The sequence below is a fragment of the Lyngbya sp. CCAP 1446/10 genome (assembly GCF_026130175.1).
Taxonomy (GTDB): domain Bacteria; phylum Cyanobacteriota; class Cyanobacteriia; order Cyanobacteriales; family Microcoleaceae; genus Microcoleus.
In genome coordinates, this window is record NZ_JAIGNI010000086.1 from 1 (window position 1) to 18667 (window position 18667).

Here is an 18667-nt window from a genome sequence, read left to right on the forward strand (position 1 = left end):
CCTTAATCGTTCACTGTTCATTTAGGGAGTGGATAGGTTTTATTTTTCACCCTCATTCTCTCCCGGCGCGGTGGCTCTAGTTCTTCTTTTGCCACCGTTCTCATCTTTAGTTAGTCTAAACTACAGTCAAGAAGTAACAATCCGAAAAACCGCACCAATTACGGGGTTTAATTTAGCCGGTAAGTGGCTGGGTAAATATCGAAATATTACTACAGAAGAACCTTGGTATATTCTGACAAGCTTGGCAAATATACAAGCAGCAGTTGATGCTTATGCAAAAAGATTTGGAATTGAAGAAATGTTTAGAGACTTTAAGGGTGGAGGATATAACCTAGAAAGGACTAATCTTACGGGCGAGCGATTGAGTAAAATATTAATTCTGTTATCACTAGCATACTTGAAGAGTATAATCCAAGGGATAAAAATTAAGTCAAAACAAGTTCAAGAATATCTAAGTAGAAAAACAGAAAGTCACAGAAAATATGCACGTCATAGCACTTTTTATATTGGACTTTGGGGTGAATCATGGGTCGATTCGATGTTTGGTAATTGGCAGGTTGTTGTTGAATTAATGTCTTTGTCCCCACATAAACTACCTAATTATCAACAAGGCTTAAGAGCTATGAGGCTTATTCTATCAGCGTTATAGGCGACTTGTCGCCCCGACAGGGAAATTTGTCATCAAGTCGGCTTTCAAAGTCAGAGTCATTTTACCAGAGTGTTTCGCCAACAGGTTAAAACTACGCCAAAGGCTTATAGAAACGATTTGGCTGGCGATTCCATAGATATTGATATGGTTTGAAAGAGCGATCGCGATCGTGGGTATCAGCATCAACCGCTTCGGGCGGCAACTGTCCTGACACGGGTTTCCTTTTAAATTGCTTCCTAAATTTTTCTGTATAATATGCTTTTATGGGGTTCGCTCCAGAAACTTTCGGGGTATTACATCGAATTGGGTATGTTATCTAGAAACTTTTAGTGCGATCGCCCTATGTTGGGTAGATGTACTTAAATTTTCTGTAGAATACTTTGTTATGTTTCCTATAAGGATACGATCGCTTAGGATAAATTCATGGTAAAGCTCAAAGAAAGAATAGAAGGAGGTGTTTATGGGCTATTGATAGGTGATGCCCTTGGTGTACCTTATGAGTTTCATGCACAAACTGAAATTCCTCCTGTATCGGAAATAGAATTTACCCCACCTGACTATTTCGATCGATCGCATAAAACTATCGCACCTGGAACCTGGTCTGATGATGGGGCACAAGCACTTGTTCTGTTGTCTTCCCTCCTAGATTGCGGAAGATTAGATATTGACAATTTTGGCACGAGATTAGTTGATTGGTATGAAACTGGGTATATGGCAGTCGATGGCAATGTGTTTGATGTTGGCATCCAAACAGGTCAAGCTATTAGAAAACTAAGATTAGGAGTTAAGGCAGCAATAGCTGGACAAACTGAACAAGCCAAGGGCAATGGTTCATTAATGAGAGTTCTGCCGCTGGCACTATGGCATAAAGGTAGTGATGAACAACTTGTTAACGATGCTCATCAACAGTCAGTTGTGACTCATGGACATCTTAGATCGCAAATATGTTGTGCTTTATACTGTTTGTGGGCTAGGTACACTTTAGAGGGAAAAGCCAATTCTTGGAAAGAGGCAGTAACCAAAATTAAAGAAATCTATGGTCAAGACTCAGATGAATATGCAGAACTAATGTGGGCAGTAAGACCTGACGATAGTATTGATGGGCAGGGAAGTGGCTATGTGGTTGATACTTTACGTTCTGCTAAATGGGCGATGAAAAAAAATACTTACGAAGAGGTTGTAAAAGCTGCTATCTCTCTGGGTAGAGATACAGATACAACGGCGTGTGTGGCGGGTGGGATAGCTGGAATACGCGATGGAATGAAAGCAATTCCTAAAAGATGGCTCGCTGATTTAAGAGGTAAAGATATTTTATATTCAGAGTTACAAAAATTAGTCGATTGGAGATGTAGGTAGGGAGCATCTCAGCTTTGCATTTATATAGTGCTGTCCTCGCTCGCGTATTATACGATACGCGAGCGAGGACAGCACTATAAGAAAAAATGCTTTTTACAAAAATGAGATGCTCCCTGTAGGTAGAAGGCGGCATAACAACTCTGCAAACAAACGAATGATGCGATAAAAGTCTAAATCTGTGTTTTGAAAATAACCAACAGAGTATTGAGAAGAAAACAGGCGAACTCTTAAGCCAAACCATACAAAAAGCAACCGTTTTTTGGAGTAGCAAGCAAATTGAACCTCCAATTTACACTTTTAGTTAGTTGGGATGGAAGATATTGTGCGATCGATCGCACATTGGGATCTTACCCAGTTAGAGGGCTGTTTTAAGAGTTATTAACCAAACGATCGAATTAACAACAAACAAAAAGGTATAAAAAATATAGATTGATGGAGCGCAGATAGCTCTCCATAAAGAAGGCATTTTAATTGTTTTTAATGAACCGAGCGGGTGAACAAGACCTTCAGGAATTGAGCGAGTATTAAAACTTTCATTTAAGGCGCTTTCATTATTCAAGAATTGGGTAATTGCATTGACTCTTTGTAGGTAATAAAATTGCACCTTCCAGTAGGTAGCTTCTAAAAACCAAAAACCAAAAATTATAACGTATCCTAGGGGAACCAACGCATCTATTTTGCTTGTAAAAACCCAACCAATCAAGGCTACCCAAATGGTAATTGCCGCAGTTTTTAATTGCATCAGAATTGTTGTGAAGTTAGCTATTTTTTTCTCTAGTTCCTCTGCTCCTTTTTGCAGCATTGCTAGCTGAAATTCAAATCGATCCATGTTTGATTCCGCGAATGTTTATATTAGAGTTATCGAAAAAATTATAATCTTTTTTTCTTTCGGTGTCGTTATAGAACTTCGCCTGACGCACCCTACAAGTCGATTTTAGATTATATAGTAAGGTGCGTCAGCTCCCGAAATTCCCGATCGCCATTAGAGAACTTCGCCTGACGCACCCTACAAGTCGATTGTTGTGTGACAGTTGCGTCCAGGACTATTAAAGTCACGCACCTTACTGAATTAAATTAAATCCGGTACTTTGGGTTTAATTCGGCGCTCGTACCAGTTCATTAACGGGGTGGCGCTAATGCCGTGTACTATCACAGAAATTACGATAGTTGTAAAGGTTATCCAGGCTACTTTCTCGGCAGTTTCGCCTTTCAAACCGTGACCCAAAGCATAGGTAAAATAATAGATAGAACCGACGCCACGAATGCCGAACCAACCGAACAGCAATCGGCTGGCGGGATGCAAAGGACTGCCGATCGTACTAATCCAAGCTCCCACAGGCCGAATCAAAAAAATTAACAATCCACCTACTAAAAGCGAGTAGCCGCCATATGCCAACATAGGTTCTAGGCGCAGGAGCGAACCTAATAGTAAAAGAGTTGCTACTTCCATTAACTTTTCAATGCGCTCGGTAAAGTGCAGTTGGGAAAGCGGTTTTTCTGGATCGCGGTAACTGCGCTGCACGACAATTCCTGCTACAAAAACTGCGAGGAATCCGTAGCCGTTGACTACTTCTGTGAGGGAATAGGTGAGCAGAATTGTGCTGAGAGCGATGAAATCTTCCATTAATTGGTCGGCCGGTCTGTAGCGTTGCAATCTTAAATCGATCCAGGTGACGGCTTTAGCTACTAAAATTCCCATGACGATACCTGCGGCGATCGCCCAAATTAAGTCAACTGCTACCCACTGCGAAAACCAATTCGACAAATTGTCATCTTTCATCGCATAAATGCCGAAGTAAACAAAGGGAAAAGCTAAAGCATCGTTTAATCCACCTTCCGATGTTAATCCAAAGCGCAATTCATCGCGATCTTCTATATCAGCTATCTGAACTTCTGAGGCTAAAACTGGATCGGTGGGTGCGAGAATTGCTCCCAATAAAATTGCTGGGCCCCAATCTAATTTGACAAACCAATGAGCGATCGCAGCAACAGCAAAAATCGAAATTGGCATTAAAAAACCGATCAGCCGCGCTGTGGAATTCCAAGCCCAAAGTTGCAGCGGGCGATTCATTTTTAAGCCGCAACTGAATAGAGAAACAATTACTACAAATTCTGTAAGTCTTTCTAAAAATATAGCTTCGGGGCGCAATTGAATTAGGTTGATGCCGTAGGGCCCCAATCCGATACCGACAATTAAATAAATTAAAGCATAAGAAAGTGGCAATCGCGAAATCCATCCCGAAGCCAAGGTGACTGTCAGCAAGAGGATGCCAATTGCTAGCAAGTTGAGAATGTAAGGATCTACCATGACGCACTTGTAATCAGTTTAACAATTGCGACTATAACAGGTAAATACTTTTAGCGCATCCGTCCTATGCTATAGTCTGCTACCCTCCGAAAGTTGCAGTTGTTATACCAATGACAACTGTCAACTGTCAACTGTCAACTGTCAACTGTCAACTGACTAATTAGGCTCCCCGCTTTTTTCGGTAGCGATGATGTGCAAATCTACGTGTTTGAGCGATCGCACTAATTTTTGAGTCAAGGAGCCGCGCAGCAGCAAATTCCACCGGGATTGCTGGCTTTCGCCGACCACAATTTGAGTAATTCGATACTGTTTGGCTACATCCGAAATTGCTTGGGCTATATTGTTACCGTTTACCCGCAAAAATTGTCCGTTAAATTCCTTACATAGTTTCTCACAAGTTTCAATGTGCAAGCTTTCCGGTTTTGTTAAAAATTTGTCTGGATCGTTAACAAACAAAGCATAAAACGGGGCATTCATGTAGTTAGCAATCCTCCAGCCCCGCCGCAGCAGTTGCAAGGAATTAGGATAAGTGGAGATGCAGACTAAAACTCGTTCGTGAATGTTGCAAACTTGACCTTTTAAAGTTCCTGCATCGTCTTCAACACTGTCTGCAACTTCTCGCAGGGCTAGTTCTCGCAAAGCAATTAAATGACGGCGCTGAAAAAAGTTTTTTAAAGATTGTTCAATTTTTTCGGGAGCGTAAATTTTGCCTTCTAACAACCTTGTTTCTAGAGTTTCCGGCGTGACATCGATAACCACTATTTCGTCAGCAGTTTCCAGGACGCTATCTGGCACTCGCTCTCGCACGACAACTCCGGTAATTCGAGCTACTAAATCGTTGAGACTTTCTATGTGCTGAATGTTGAGCGTGGAAAAAACATCAATTCCAGCATTGAGAATTTCTTCTACATCTTGATGTCGTTTTTCTCGCAGAGAACCGGGAATATTTGTATGAGCCAGTTCATCTATTAATGCTAGTTGAGGTCGGCGTTCTATGACTGCTTCCGCATCCATTTCTGCGAGCTTTTTTTCGCTTCGCAGCATTGTTTTTCGCGGGACTATTTCCAGTCCTTCAGCTTTAGCTGCTGTTTCTTTCCGCCCGTGAGTTTCTAACAGTCCGACGGCCACATCTATGCCTTCAGCTTTAAGCCTGTGTCCTTCTTCTAGCATTCGGAAAGTTTTGCCGACGCCGGGGGCCATACCGATAAATATTTTGTGCTTTCCCCGGCGGCGCGGGCGATCGTAAGTGCGGTTAGGTTGGGCGTAAACTTCATCTGGATGGTTTGTGAGTTCGCTAGAGTGAATCATAGCAGTTGATTGACTGTTGACTGTTGACTGTTGGCTGTTGGCTGTTGGCTGTTGGTAGTTGGCAGTTGGTAGTTGGCAGTTGGTAGTTGATAGTTGGCAGTTGGTAGTTGGTAGTTGATAGTTGCTACAAACAACCAATAACAAATAACAACTAACAACTGACTCTAAACTATTGTAAACCGTCGAGAGCTAAATTGAGTTTGAGGACGTTAACTCCCGGTTCTCCGAAAATGCCGAGAAATCGGCCGTCTGTATTTTTGGATACCAACATTTCTACTTGATTGAGATTGAGCGATCGCACTTTTGCTATACGCTCAACTTGCGCCCTAGCTGATTCTACACTAATGTGCGGATCGAGCCCAGAGCCGGAGGTGTAGACTAAATCTGCAGTCGGTTTGATGCCGGCTTGGTTGAGGCGGGCTATTTCTACTTCCACGCCTTGAAAACCATCTTTCTCATTACCTCGCTTCAGCAAATCCGAGTTAGTGGGTGCAAGGTTGCTAGCTCCCGAAACTCCCGTTCTTTGAGTTAAATTATCTGCTTTTGTCGGATCGAAATCTGTAGGTGCAAAGCTGCTGTAATTTGTGGTGGTGGGGCGACTCCAAAAATATTTGTCCGAACTGAAAGGTTGACCGATTAAGGATGAACCGACTACAATTCCCTGCTTAGTAATTAAGCTGCCGTTAGCCTGCGAGTTGAAGGCGACTTGACCGATTACTAGCACGATTAAAGGATAAATAATTGCGGTGATTCCCCACAAAACTAAGGTCACGCGAATCGCTCTGATTAATTCTCTCATAAATTACCTCAATTAAGGAAGAAGGAAGAAGGAAGAAGGAAGAAGGAAGAAGGAAGAAGGAAGAAGGAAGAAGGACTTACACGCGGGGGCCAGAAACCGGGTTTTTTCGCGAAATATTTCGTTTTAGCGCACAGATTAGGTCAAAAACCCGGTTTCTCAGAGTCGGCGCGCCCTACACGCTATACCTAAAATCTTTCCGGTTGGAAAATTACCGTAAACAAATAAACTGCGAGTCCGATGATTACTAAACCCAAAAGACCTAAACCCCACGCAGCTTTTTTGGTTAAAGTTTCATCCGTAGCGGCATAAACTGCGGGTGCAATTATCAAGTTAAAGCACATTACTAGAAATAGCTGCACCGGGATTGGGTGGCGCTGCCACAGCATTTGTCCTAACTCAACGGTGTCTTGAAAATCTCTAGGCAAAACATCATTCAGGAAATTGTTTCGTTTCATGATTCCTCTTGTTTTTAGATTAAATATCTTGACAAATTGCAGCAAGCATCTTTTGATTATGCTTCCTCTTGTCCCTCGCGCAGTTGATTGCGAAACTCAACTACAGCATCGTATTGATCGGGGATATTTGCACAACGAACGAACAATTTTAAATCCAACTCTGGTAGCAATTCACTGCGTTCGACTTGTTTGTATTCTTCGTCTTGTAAATGGTACAGGGCTAGCTTGCCTTTTTTCCAAAACCACACTTCAGGAACCTTAATTTTTCGGTAAATTTCCAGAGTATTTACTCCGCCACTGGTGACAACTACTTCTATTACAATGTCGGGAACCTCTTTCTTGGTTTCCAAATTGAATGATTCGTCAGGCTCCTTTCTCGCTCCTAGTTGGATACTGCCGAGAGTCTTGCTGCCACGAGTATAAAATCGAATCCCTTTATATTCAAAATAAACCTCAAGTAAGCGACGGATAACCGTTTTACCATCTTCATGTTCTACTGAAAGAGGAGACATAATATCTAAGGTTCCATAAAGATAGGCTAGCCGCACATTTTGAAAATCGTCTAAAGCTGCTTCTATTGCTTCCAATTTCTCCCAGCTAACATCATAAAGCGTGAGGCACTGGTTGCTTTCACTGACTGGTTTATCCAAAAGTTGAGGATTCATAGGTCATTTTGCAATGAGTGGTTTTCAGATGAGCGTCGAGGCAGAACCTCTAAATCTATTCTATCCATTAAATCTCGTACTCTGCTCGCTACCGAACCTCTATGCTAGCCCGATCGCAGTAATAAACACATCAATGACTTTGATGGCGATAAACGGTGCGACTGCTCCGCCCAATCCGTAGATTAAGATGTTCCGCTGCAATAGTTGATTGGCACTCAGCGGTCTAAATTTAACCCCGGTTAATGCTAGGGGAATTAAGGCGGGAATAATTAAAGCATTGTAAACTAATGCGGATAAAACTGCTGATTGACCGCTGGCTAAACCCATGATGTTTAAAGCGCCAACTGGGGCAAACATTGCCGGGATAATGGCAAAATATTTTGCGATATCGTTTGCTAGCGAAAATGTGGTTAGCGCGCCGCGAGTAATTAGCAATTGTTTGCCGATTGTTACTAAGTCAATGAGTTTGGTGGGGTCAGAATCTAAGTCCACCATGTTGGCTGCTTCTTTGGCGGCTTGGGTTCCAGAATTCATCGCGAGTCCGACGTTTGCTTGGGCTAGGGCGGGTGCGTCGTTGGTTCCGTCTCCCGTCATTGCTACTAATTTGCCTTCGGCTTGTTGCTTGCGAATTACTTCGATTTTGTCCTCTGGAGTTGCTTCGGCGATGAAGTCGTCAACGCCGGCTTCGTCGGCAATTACTGAGGCGGTAATGCGGTTATCTCCGGTGAGCATAATGGTGCGAATTCCCATTTTTCGGAGTTGGTCAAACCGATCGCGAATTCCCGGTTTGATGATATCTTTCAAATAGATAATTCCGTAGGTGTCGCTACCTTGACAAACAGCTAACGGCGTGCCTCCCAAGCGCGAAACTCGCTCGTAAGCTTCATCGAGATCCTGGCCGATATTGCCGCCGCGCGATCGCACAAAACCCTTCACCGCATCCACCGCACCCTTGCGAACCTCCGTACCATCGGGTAAATCGGTACCCGACATCCGCGTTTTTGCGGAAAAATCAAGCCCGGTGGCTCCTCGATCGTTGGTGCGATCGAACTCGGCGACTGCGCCCAACTTTTCAGCCAAACGGACGATCGACTTTCCCTCTGGCGTGTCGTCAAACACACTCGCAGTCAGCGCTACCTGCGCCACTTGTTGCAGCGAATGACCGTTTACCGGAATAAACTCCTCGGCTAAACGGTTCCCCAGCGTAATCGTTCCCGTTTTGTCCAAAATCAGCGTATTTACGTCGCCGCAAGCCTCAACGGCGCGTCCAGAGGTCGCTATCACGTTAAACTGAGCGACGCGATCCATCCCCGCAATGCCGATCGCGCTCAACAAACCGCCGATCGTTGTCGGGATCAGCGCCACCAGCAGCGAAATCAGCGTCACCACGCCCACAGGAGTTTTCACATAATTGCCGATCGGCGGAATCGTTGACACCACAATCAAAAACACCAGAGTCAGCACCGCCAGCAGCACCGTCAGCGCGATCTCGTTGGGCGTTTTCGACCTTTCAGCGCCCTCCACCAGCGCGATCATCCTGTCCAAAAAGCCCTTACCGGGGTCGGCCATCACCCGCAACGTCAGTTCGTCAGAAAGGATGCGCGTACCGCCTGTGACGGAACTGGCGATGTCCGAACCCGGTTCCTTGAGCACCGGTGCGGATTCCCCAGTGATCGCAGATTCGTCCACCGACGCCACACCCGCAATCACTTCGCCGTCGGAAGGAATTACATCGCCTGCGATCACTTTAATTTGGTCGCCGCGTCTCAAAGATGTCGAACTAACTTCCTGGATTGAACCGTCTGGTAGGAGTTTGCGGGCTGTGGTGTCGGATTTGGTCGATCGCAGTGCATCTGCTTGCGCTTTGCCGCGCCCTTCCGCTACCGCTTCCGCGAAATTAGCAAATACCAAAGTAAAGAATAAAATGAATGTGACTAAACCGTTGAAGACTACTTGATTGTTGCCTGGAACCGGGCCGAACAGCGTCGGATCTACGGTCAAAAGTGCAGTCACAATTGTGCCTACCCACACCACAAACATCACTGGATTTTTTAGCATGATCCGGGGATCTAGCTTGATAAAAGCTTCTTTAAAAGCTCTTTGATAAAGACCTTTTGTATTTGCTTTGGGTGTGTGTTTGCGAGACTCGCGAGAGCCTCTGGAACGGGGAGTTTTTTCGGAATTAGGGGTATTGGAGGAAGCCATAATTTGGATTTTTAATGAACCGCAGAGGACGCAGAGAGCACAGAGAATGAGAAGGGTGAGGTTGATCTTTTTTCGCTACTGAGGTGGAGGAGTTGGTGTTCCCAGAGGCGATGGCGCAGTTATTGGTGCTGCTTCTAATTTGCTGCTGCTGATTTCGTATCCTTCAGCAATTGGCCCTAAAGCTAGGACTGGGAAAAATGTCAGCGCGCCTAGAATGACGATTACTCCTGCGGTTACGCTGGTGAATAAAATGGAATCGGTTCTGAGTGTTCCGGTTGTTTCGGGAACCAGTTGTTTGTTTGTCATGCTGTCAGCTAGCAGCAGCATCGCCACAATTGGCACGTAGCGCCCCATCAGCAAACTAAAACAGGTGCTTAAATTCCACCAAAGTCCTGTTGCTGCGGGTTGAGAATCTCCTAATCCTTCAAAGCCTGAACCGTTGTTTGCGGCCGCTGAAGCGTATTCGTACATCACTTGCGAGATGCCGTGAAATCCAGGGTTGCTGATGCCGCTCAAACTGTCGCTAAAGGCGAGGGTAATAGCGCCGGGAATTAAAACTGCGATCGGGTGAACTAACAAAACCACACTGGCTAAAACTATTTCATTTTTTTCAATTTTGCGTCCCAAAAATTCTGGTGTTCTACCCACCATCAGTCCGGTGAGAAACACGCTCAAAATCAGGTAAATAAATAAGTAAGCTGTTCCGGTTCCTTGTCCGCCCCAAACGATTTGCAGAAACAAGTTAAACAAAGTAGCAAAACCTGCGGGAGGCATTAAAGAATCGTGCATTCCGTTCACAGCGCCGCACATTGTGCCAGTTGTAGTCACCGCCCAAAGTACAGTTTCTGCCCAGCCAAATCTAACTTCTTTTCCTTCTAAATTTGGTTGCACGGAACCCAGTAAATTATTGACTTGAGGATTGCCTTGGTATTCGCCAACTGCTGCAATGCCAATCAAGGCAACAAAAATTATAAATACCATCCAAAAAATCAGCCATCCCTGTTTTTTGTTGTTGGCAAATCGGCCGTAAGTATGAATGAGTGCCGCAGGAATTGAAACCATTGCTAGGATTTCCAGCAGGTTACTAAAAGGGTTGGGATTTTCTAAGGGGTGAGCCGAGTTGATCCCGAAAAATCCGCCGCCGTTTTCTCCTAGTTGTTTGATGCTTTCAAAGTGAGCGACTGGGCCGCGAGCAATTACTTGAGTGCCGCCTTCTAAGGTAGTAGCAACTGCGGGGCCTGATAGGGTTTCCGGTACTCCAGAAATTAGCAAAAATAAGCCAATTATCAATGAAATGGGTAGCAGAATTCTGGTGATTGATTGAATTAAATCGATGTAAAAGTTACCTAACGGGCGCCCGGTAAGTCCCCGAATAAAGGCAATCCCTACTGCTAAGCCTGTGGCGGCTGAGGTAAACATTAGAAAACCAAGCGTTAATTGGGATAGATAACTATATGTTGTCTCGCCGGAGTAATGCTGTTGGTCGGTATTTGTGAGGAATGAAATAGTTGTGTGCAGCGCAGTATCCCAGGTTGGTGCACTTAAGCCGGTGGGATTTAAAGGCAGCAGTCCCTGAAGCATGAAAATTAAAAAAACAAATATGCCCATTGCTACATTGCTGTAGAGTAGCGATCGCGCATATTGCCAGCCTGTCATGGAATCTACAACACGGATGTTGCCTGCTTTATAGATGAGTTGTTCTACTGGTTTCATGGCGGAATCGAGGAAAGTTCGTTCTCCCATGTACACCCGCGCCATGTAATTGCCGAAGACGGGCGCGATCGCTATTAAAATGATTAGCGTTAATGCAATTTGACTTAATCCTTGCAGCATAACTTAGTTAAAAAATCCTCGTTGTTGAATAAATCCGCTTCACTCCTCGGAAAATGGCTTCGGAAGGAAGTCCACAAAACGGGGTGAGTTTTCTTTAAGGTTACTTCTAGTTCGCAGCCTATCGCCCGATTAATTGCTACTGCTAAAATACGATCTCCGCAGAAAATTGTTGGAATTTCGCTGGCTATAATTAATCGGTTTTCTCTTGTTAATCCCAAGCAATAGCAGTTATCGGGCAATTGTATGGCACTTAGTGCTATGCCGCAATAACTGCTGTTGAATTGGATCGGTACTTGAATGAGTTTTGGTTCTGCAAAGCTCATAAACGACTCCCGTAGGCCGCAAGGTTAGGTTTACTTTATATTGATTACTCTACAGAAGTTTGGGGTGTTTGATAATTAGTCTTAAGATATAAGTTACTGTTTAGGATTTATGATTATCTGCTATATACTTTTACTAATAGGCGAATGTTTAGATAATGTTTGAAATCTATACTTGCAGGTATAGATGCTGTGTAAACGCTGTTTTTTGCGCCACAATTGCGATCGATGCTTTAACAAACAGGATTTACGCACTCATATAGTTTGATGCGCTACAAGTAGCAGTAAGGCGCGCACTACGCGCCCTACATATAGAATACCTTCGTCCGGGACTGTCTAAGCTATGTTGAAATTGGCAGCACTGATCAAGCTGGCAGACACTCCATTGAGAGAGGCTAAAATTTGACCGGTTGCTGACAAACGGATGAAAGTTGAACTGTTTTCTTGAGTAATCGACAGTTGGGAAAAAGTGAGATTTTTGGCGAGTATTAGCAAATCTTTGCCATCCTCAAAATCCAAGATAGTATCGATGCCAGAATTGGTGGAAATCAAGAATTTATCATTGCCAGCACCTCCTGACAAAATATCACTTCCCAAACCGCCAGTCAGCAAATCATCACCATTTCCTCCGAACAAAAGGTCTGTGCCATCACCGCCATTCAAACTGTCATCACCGTTCTCTCCGAACAAAACATCATTACCGCTACCTCCCAGCAATGTATCGTTATCATTGCCACCATAAAGAGTGTCATTCCCAAGGCATCCGTCTAGCAAATCGTTATTTTGATTTCCATTTAAGAAATCATTGCCAGCACCTCCGCAGATACTATCATCTCCGAAGTTACCGTAAAGACTATCCTCACCTTCGCTGCCAAATATAATATCATTTCCCTTGCCCCCATAGCCGCGATCGTTACCTTCACCGCCGTCGATAAAATCAGCACCGACATTGCCAAAAATTAAGTCGTTATCTTCCTTGCCATTGATTGAATCATTGCCCCGATCGCCCAAAATGAGGTCTTCACCTTCACCGCCAACAATGATGTCATTATTTTTGCCACCAAACAGGGTATCATTTCCCCGATCGCCACTAATAAAATCATTTTGTTTGTTTCCGTAAAAAGTATCGTTGTTTTCGCCTCCGTATAAGTTGTCATTGCCGAAACCCGCATCGAATATGTTCGGATTTGAACTGCCGTAAAAAGCGTCATTATCGGGAGTACCAAACTGGATTTCACCGCTGCCATTGCTGGTGATAATATTTTCAGCTTCATTGGGTAAATCCCAATTTGGATATTTAATAGTATTGCAAATGCAATCACTTTCAGTTGAACTTGGTGTCGGAGTTGGAGTTGGCGCGGGCGTCGGAGTTTCCGATGGTGTGGGAATTGGTGTTGGTGTTGGCGCTGGTATTGGCGCAGGCGTTGGTGTTGGGGCTGGTGTTGGCGCTGGCGCTGGTGTTGGTGTTGGGGCTGGTGTTGGCGCTGGCGCTGGTGTTGGTGTTGGCGCTGGCGCTGGTATTGGCGCTGGTATTGGGGCTGGCGCTGGTGTTGGGGCTGGCGTTGGTGTTGGGGTTTCCGATGGCGTTGGTGTTGGGGTTTCCGATGGCGTTGGCGTTGGCGCTGGTGTTGGCGCTGGCGTTGGCGTTGGAGTTTCCGATGGTATTGGTGTCGGTGTGGGTGTCGGCGTTGGCACTGGCGATATTGGCGTCGGTGTCGGCGTTGGCGATATTGGCGTCGGTGCAGTGTAGTTAATAATAGTCGTGGTAGCGGTATCAGCGGTAATTATCGGTGTTACCGCTGCGATGCCTGTGGGATCTGACAGGGTGACGGTAATAGTTTCATCGGGTTCAACCGTGGTGTCGCCCAACACATCCAGAGTGATGGTTTTTGATGTTTCACCCGTCGCAAAATTAATCGTGCCAGTAGCAGTTTTTGCCCCAGAAGTACCGCCGATATTGTTATAATCGCTGCCGTTGGTAGCTGTTCCTGCGATCGCATATTTGACGCTACTTGCCCCGTTAGTGACGTTGCTGCGAGTTACAGTGAAAGTTAGAGGTTTTTTGCCGCTATTGCCTTCATCAAGGGTGGCAGCATTGGTGGCAATGTCATAAGCAACAGAAACTTGATCTGAAATAGTTAGTGTGGTTTGTTTTGTGGAACCCGCAATGCCACCGGTAATTGTGCCAAGGTTGAAAATTACGGTTTCTGGGTTTTCAGAGATATTGTCAGACTTGATAGTAACTGCAATATTTTTGGTGAGTGCGTCACCTGTTGCACCTGCGGGGAAAGTAATCGAAGTAGGGGAAAAGGTGTAGTCTGAATTTTCGGTGGCTGTGCTAGTGGGGTCGAGGAGAATTGGCACAACGACATCGTTTAAGGGAGTGCCACCGGTGATCTTGACGGGAATATTAACTACTGTGTCTGTTGTTCCTTCCACACTGTTGTAAGTGACCGCACCGAAATTAACTGTATTCGATGTATTCAGCAGAACCGAGACATTTTGACCGGAAGCCGTAGCTATATCCAACTTGCCGTCAGCATTAAAATCTCTCGCAACCGCAAAAGCAATATAATAAGCATCATTGTTCGGGGCATACGGGAGCGTAAAGTTGCTGAGAGTACCAAATTTACCCGTACCATCTCCTGACAAGACTGAAAGTTCCTTATTCGTGAAGCTAGGCGTGGCTAAATCGAATTTGCCATCGCCATTAAAATCCCCTGCAACCACAGATTCGGGACCAAAAGATAGAGAACGTCTGACACTAAAGTTGTTAGCAGTATCAAATTTACCCGTACCATCTCCCAAAAAGACTGAGACAGATTTATTGGTGTTGTTATTAGCCGCGATATCGAGTTTGCCGTCGCCATTAAAGTCGCCTGTGACAACAGTGCGATACTCAGTCCCAGGGGAGGTAAGGTTAACGGGGGAGTTAAAGTTGCCCTTACCATCTCCTAATAAAACGGAGATGTTATCAGTCAATGAATAGTTCGATGTGACTAAATCAAGTTTGCCGTCGCCGTTAAAGTCGGCTGTGTCAAGAGTAAACTTGCGTGTTTGTGTATTAATCTTAACGGCAGTGCCAAAGCTACCAGCACCATCTCCCAAAAATATTGAAATGAAGTTATCGAGATAAGGAGTTGTGGCTAAATCTAACTTGCCATCTCCATTAAAGTCACCGGCTACGATCGAAGCATGATCTATATTTTCACCGAAGTTGGTAGGATCACCAAAACTGCCAGTACCTGTCCCCAGCCGGATGGAAACGAAATTGCCGTTACCTTGTAAATCCTTACGATTCGCTACAGCTAAATCGAGTTTGCCGTCTTTATTAAAGTCGCCCACTGCAACGCCAGTGGGATTTTCCTTACCTGCTGGCTTAACTAAGCTGATAGGAGTAGCAAAGCTTCCCGTAGTACCCGTCCCCAATAATATGGAAATATCTTTTGGGAAGAAGCGATCCTGCTTACCTGTCACTACTAAGTCGAGGAAACCGTCACCATTAAGGTCGCCCGTATCAATGTCTCCAGCATTTGGTACACTATAGTTCCTGGCTTCACTGAAGGTTGCAAGGACGTGGCTATATGCTGCTAGAACTTCGGGCCGAAATGCTAAAGAGGCTGCTATTTTCCCGGTTGTCGTTTCCAGTTCCCAGTCGCCACCTTTTGCTGCACTGCCGGTGAGGTTTTTGGAGGCGGCAACGTTGGTATTTGTGAGTTGGGCGATGCGCTGGATGAATGCAACGGCACTTAATGCCACATTACAACCATAAATCAAAATGTCCGCGCCCAAACAAAAAGCATTCCGCCACTGCTGCAATTTCTCTGAATAAGCTTCCAGATTGTCTAAACTCAAGCTACTGCTACCCAGTTGCAAGCTTCCCGGAGTCCCGTGAGAAATGATGTGGATGCTCTCAATATTCGTGCGATGAGCTAAGATTTGAGTAATTTGATCTATCGCATCCCTTTTCCCGTGTAACACTACAACTTCGGTACCCGGTGTTACCCCGGCCATCAAACTTTGATAATCTGTAACTTGGCGATCGATAAAGGCGATCGCACTTCCTGAAACTTGACAATTAAAGTTTGGCATCACAGCACTTATTCCTGATTGAACTAGAGTTAAAAATTGTTGCATCAACCATAACAGTTGATTCCATAAAACTATGTAAATATTTAGCAAGTATCTATTGATACATAGTCCCTCGATCGAATCTATAGGTTTGTCCGCAGATCCGCCGGGTTGGTGTGGATATTGCGGCACAGTATTTACGGTGAATTATTGCGAATTTGGAGGTGAACCCATCCTAGAGCTTATTGAGAATGCTGCAAGATTTCAGCTCGATCGCACTTTCTACCGTATTTTTATTAAATCAGGTGGCTATTTGAGAACGTGAGTGAGTTATCATCGACTTCTCATCGACTTTTCATTAGACATCTCGCATAATTAGATCAGTCCTGGATGCACTCCGACAAAGAAACCGGGTTTTTTACCAAATCTGTCGGCTGCGACGAAGTATTGTCGTAAAAAAACCCGGTTTCTGGGCCCCGATGCCTAAATCCTATAGATTTTTGTCCAGATAGGCCAAGGCGTAACGCATTTTCTTAGATTTTGAGTAAATTAGATGTAGCAGGAGGCAGCAAGCCCTAAGTAATAAGCTCATCTTTTTCAGCAATCGATCGAGTCCGCCATCGCCTTGCCGATTGCTATATTATTTTTCTTTCTTTCTAATAAAAATCTTGAGAAACTTCTTAAAAATCCCCCAAAATTTACTACTTCAAGAGAAGTATTTGCGAGGAAGATGGTCGATCGCCATTTTGTTTGCTATTGTGATCGTGCTGGAATTTAGCACGCCGTCGGAGTATCTGTTTGGATACTTTTACACGGGGCCGATTATACTGGCAAATTCGCGCTTGAGTCGGTTGGGAAAGTTACAAATTACGCTGGTAGCGGTAGTTTTGACTCTGTTGAATGTGTTTATTCCTCCTGGAGAAACGATCGCCCTAGCAACTGTTGCAAATAGAGCGATCGCAATTATGGCTTTGGGAGTGACGGGATATTTGAGCGATCGCAATCAGCAGTACCAAGAAGCGATCGCGATCGCCAAAGCTCAGTTGCAGTCTCAGCAGCAGCTAGCCAGCATCCGAGAGGATTTTGTCTCTACTTTGACTCACGACTTGAAAACGCCGATGCTGGGGGCGATAGAAACAATTAAAGCTTTTGGATCAGCCAAATTTGGCGATGTTACTCCCAGTCAGCAAAAGGTTCTCGGAACAATGGCGCGATCGCACAAAATGTCGCTACAATTAGTAGAAACCCTGTTGGATGTTTACCGCAACGATACTGAAGGTTTGAAACTGCAACTTGCTCCTGTAAATTTAGTCGCTTTAGCAACAGAGGTAATCGCCACACTCGCAGATTTATCGGCGGCGCGCCGAGTTTATATTAGTACCAGTTACGGAGAGTCTGATTTCCGTCGCTCTTTGTGGGTAAACGGCGATACAGTCCAACTCCAGCGCGTTTTTGTTAATTTGCTAACAAACGCGCTCAACCATTCTCCACGAGGCGGCAAAGTAGAAATTGTGATGGCATCTCATTCAAATTATCAGGTAGTGAAAGTGATCGATAGCGGGTTGGGAATTACCGCAGGGGAACTCTCGCACCTATTCGAGCGTTTTTATCAAGGAAATAGCGATCGGCAAGCTAAAGGATCGGGATTGGGATTATACTTATCTCGCCAAATTATTGACGCCCACGGCGGTATAATTTGGGCAGAAAACAAATTGCCCCACGGTGCTTTGTTTGGATTCCGACTACCAGCAATCTCCGCCAATGAAACCTAATTCTCCCCTACGAATTCTCCTAGTTGAAGACGACGAACTGTTTCGGTTGGGACTGCAAACTCGATTGCAGCAGGAAAGTTGTTTGCAAATAATTGCCGAGGCGGAAGATGGCGAAACTGCGGTTGAATTGACTCAGGAATATTTGCCGGATGTGGTGGTTTTGGATGTAGGTTTGCCGGGAATTGGTGGCCTTGAAGCGTGCCGCCAAATTAAACAACAACATCCCGAAATTCCCGTTTTAATTTTAACATCCCATTCCCAAAAATCGTTAATTGAAAGGTTGATGGCTGCGGGAGCTCACGGATATTGTCTCAAGGGAATTGCGGCGGAAACTTTGGTTTTGGCAATTCGATCGGTAGCGTCGGGCGCTTCTTGGTGGGATAAGGGCGCAACTGCGGAAATTAGGGCAATTTTTACTCATGCTGAACCTGTGAAAGTCGGGGGGAAATCGGAAGTTTTAGACAATCCACTGACGAAGCGGGAACAGGAAATTTTGGCCTTAGTTGCTGGCGGGAAAAGCAATCAGGAGATTGCACAAATATTGTACATTGCTCCGGGGACTGTGCGGGTGCACGTTCACGCGATTTTGCAAAAGTTAGAAGTGCGCGATCGCACTCAAGCTGCTGTACTCGCTATTCAGAAGGGATTGGTAGCAAAAGAACTGTTAGGCGATCGATCTTAAGTCTGGTGGTTTATAATAATCGCAAAACCTTGATCGTTTGATATCGTTTCCGGTTGCATCGCTATTGTTCAAACAGTTAACATTCAACATCACCTGACGGTGCAACCTAAATTGATAAGCAGGGTAAGAGCATCTAATTTGGTATAAAATGTACTTGAAAAATTACTTCAGTCATGGTAATAGGCAGGTGAAAATATCTAGATTTAGTATGAGTTATACTTGTTGGTCAATAAGTTGGCCCGCC

16 protein-coding genes and 1 pseudogene are annotated in these 18667 nt (G+C 44.7%); 6 read left to right on the plus strand and 11 right to left on the minus strand.

Features of this window, described 5'->3' with window-relative positions; all coding sequences use genetic code 11:
• The first annotated feature begins 70 nt into the window (after positions 1-70).
• A complete protein-coding gene (locus K4039_RS24710; protein WP_265239158.1) occupies positions 71-649 on the plus strand; it encodes a hypothetical protein in 579 nt (192 codons plus the stop codon).
• Positions 650-673: 24 nt separating this feature from the next.
• Positions 674-721, plus strand: a pseudogene (locus K4039_RS30020) (hypothetical protein); the annotation flags it as partial.
• A 19-nt stretch (positions 722-740) separates the two neighbouring features.
• On the opposite strand, the gene K4039_RS24720 reads toward K4039_RS30020, so the two are convergent.
• A complete protein-coding gene (locus tag K4039_RS24720) occupies positions 741-863 on the minus strand; it encodes a hypothetical protein (protein ID WP_265239159.1) in 123 nt (40 codons plus the stop codon).
• Positions 864-1072: 209 nt separating this feature from the next.
• On the opposite strand from K4039_RS24720, the gene K4039_RS24725 reads away from it, so the two are divergent.
• The gene (locus K4039_RS24725) at positions 1073-2005 is read left to right on the plus strand and encodes an ADP-ribosylglycohydrolase family protein (RefSeq protein WP_265239160.1); all 933 of its coding nucleotides are present in this window, start codon (positions 1073-1075) and stop codon (positions 2003-2005) included.
• A 355-nt stretch (positions 2006-2360) separates the two neighbouring features.
• Here the strand turns inward: K4039_RS24725 and K4039_RS24730 are convergent, their stop codons facing one another.
• The 10 genes from K4039_RS24730 to K4039_RS24775 form a co-directional block, all read right to left on the minus strand.
• A complete protein-coding gene (locus K4039_RS24730) occupies positions 2361-2834 on the minus strand; it encodes a hypothetical protein (RefSeq protein ID WP_265239161.1) in 474 nt (157 codons plus the stop codon).
• A gap of 240 nt (positions 2835-3074) precedes the next feature.
• Positions 3075-4313: a sodium:proton antiporter gene (locus tag K4039_RS24735; protein ID WP_265239162.1), complete on the minus strand. Its 1239-nt coding sequence runs from the start codon at positions 4311-4313 to the stop codon at positions 3075-3077.
• A 156-nt stretch (positions 4314-4469) separates the two neighbouring features.
• On the minus strand, positions 4470-5621 hold the full coding sequence (locus K4039_RS24740; RefSeq protein WP_265239163.1) for a sensor histidine kinase KdpD: 1152 nt from the start codon (positions 5619-5621) through the stop codon (positions 4470-4472).
• The gene (locus tag K4039_RS24745; RefSeq protein WP_265239164.1) at positions 5618-5779 is read right to left on the minus strand and encodes a hypothetical protein; all 162 of its coding nucleotides are present in this window, start codon (positions 5777-5779) and stop codon (positions 5618-5620) included. The genes K4039_RS24740 and K4039_RS24745 overlap by 4 nt, the downstream gene beginning before the upstream one ends.
• 11 nt (positions 5780-5790) lie before the next feature.
• Positions 5791-6420: a K(+)-transporting ATPase subunit C gene (gene kdpC, locus K4039_RS24750; protein ID WP_265239165.1), complete on the minus strand. Its 630-nt coding sequence runs from the start codon at positions 6418-6420 to the stop codon at positions 5791-5793.
• A 185-nt stretch (positions 6421-6605) separates the two neighbouring features.
• Positions 6606-6875: a K(+)-transporting ATPase subunit F gene (gene kdpF / locus K4039_RS24755; protein ID WP_265239166.1), complete on the minus strand. Its 270-nt coding sequence runs from the start codon at positions 6873-6875 to the stop codon at positions 6606-6608.
• 56 nt (positions 6876-6931) lie between these two features.
• Positions 6932-7540 (minus strand): Uma2 family endonuclease, encoded by a 609-nt coding sequence (locus K4039_RS24760; RefSeq protein ID WP_265239167.1) that lies wholly within the window; start codon positions 7538-7540, stop codon positions 6932-6934.
• Positions 7541-7639: 99 nt separating this feature from the next.
• The gene (kdpB, locus tag K4039_RS24765) at positions 7640-9745 is read right to left on the minus strand and encodes a potassium-transporting ATPase subunit KdpB (protein WP_265239168.1); all 2106 of its coding nucleotides are present in this window, start codon (positions 9743-9745) and stop codon (positions 7640-7642) included.
• 75 nt (positions 9746-9820) lie between these two features.
• On the minus strand, positions 9821-11578 hold the full coding sequence (gene kdpA, locus K4039_RS24770; protein ID WP_265239169.1) for a potassium-transporting ATPase subunit KdpA: 1758 nt from the start codon (positions 11576-11578) through the stop codon (positions 9821-9823).
• Positions 11579-12234: 656 nt separating this feature from the next.
• The gene (locus K4039_RS24775) at positions 12235-15990 is read right to left on the minus strand and encodes a DUF4347 domain-containing protein (protein ID WP_265239170.1); all 3756 of its coding nucleotides are present in this window, start codon (positions 15988-15990) and stop codon (positions 12235-12237) included.
• A gap of 97 nt (positions 15991-16087) precedes the next feature.
• Between K4039_RS24775 and K4039_RS24780 the strand changes: the two genes are divergently transcribed.
• The 3 genes from K4039_RS24780 (at position 16088) to K4039_RS24790 (ending at position 18423) form a co-directional block, all read left to right on the plus strand.
• Positions 16088-16294, plus strand: coding sequence for a hypothetical protein (locus K4039_RS24780; RefSeq protein ID WP_265239171.1), 207 nt, complete (start codon positions 16088-16090; stop codon positions 16292-16294).
• A 340-nt stretch (positions 16295-16634) separates the two neighbouring features.
• Positions 16635-17741 (plus strand): sensor histidine kinase, encoded by a 1107-nt coding sequence (locus K4039_RS24785; RefSeq protein WP_375339832.1) that lies wholly within the window; start codon positions 16635-16637, stop codon positions 17739-17741.
• Positions 17731-18423, plus strand: a complete 693-nt coding sequence (locus K4039_RS24790; RefSeq protein ID WP_265239173.1) for a response regulator transcription factor — start codon at positions 17731-17733, stop codon at positions 18421-18423. Before K4039_RS24785 ends, K4039_RS24790 begins: the two co-directional genes overlap by 11 nt.
• Positions 18424-18667 lie beyond the last annotated feature (244 nt).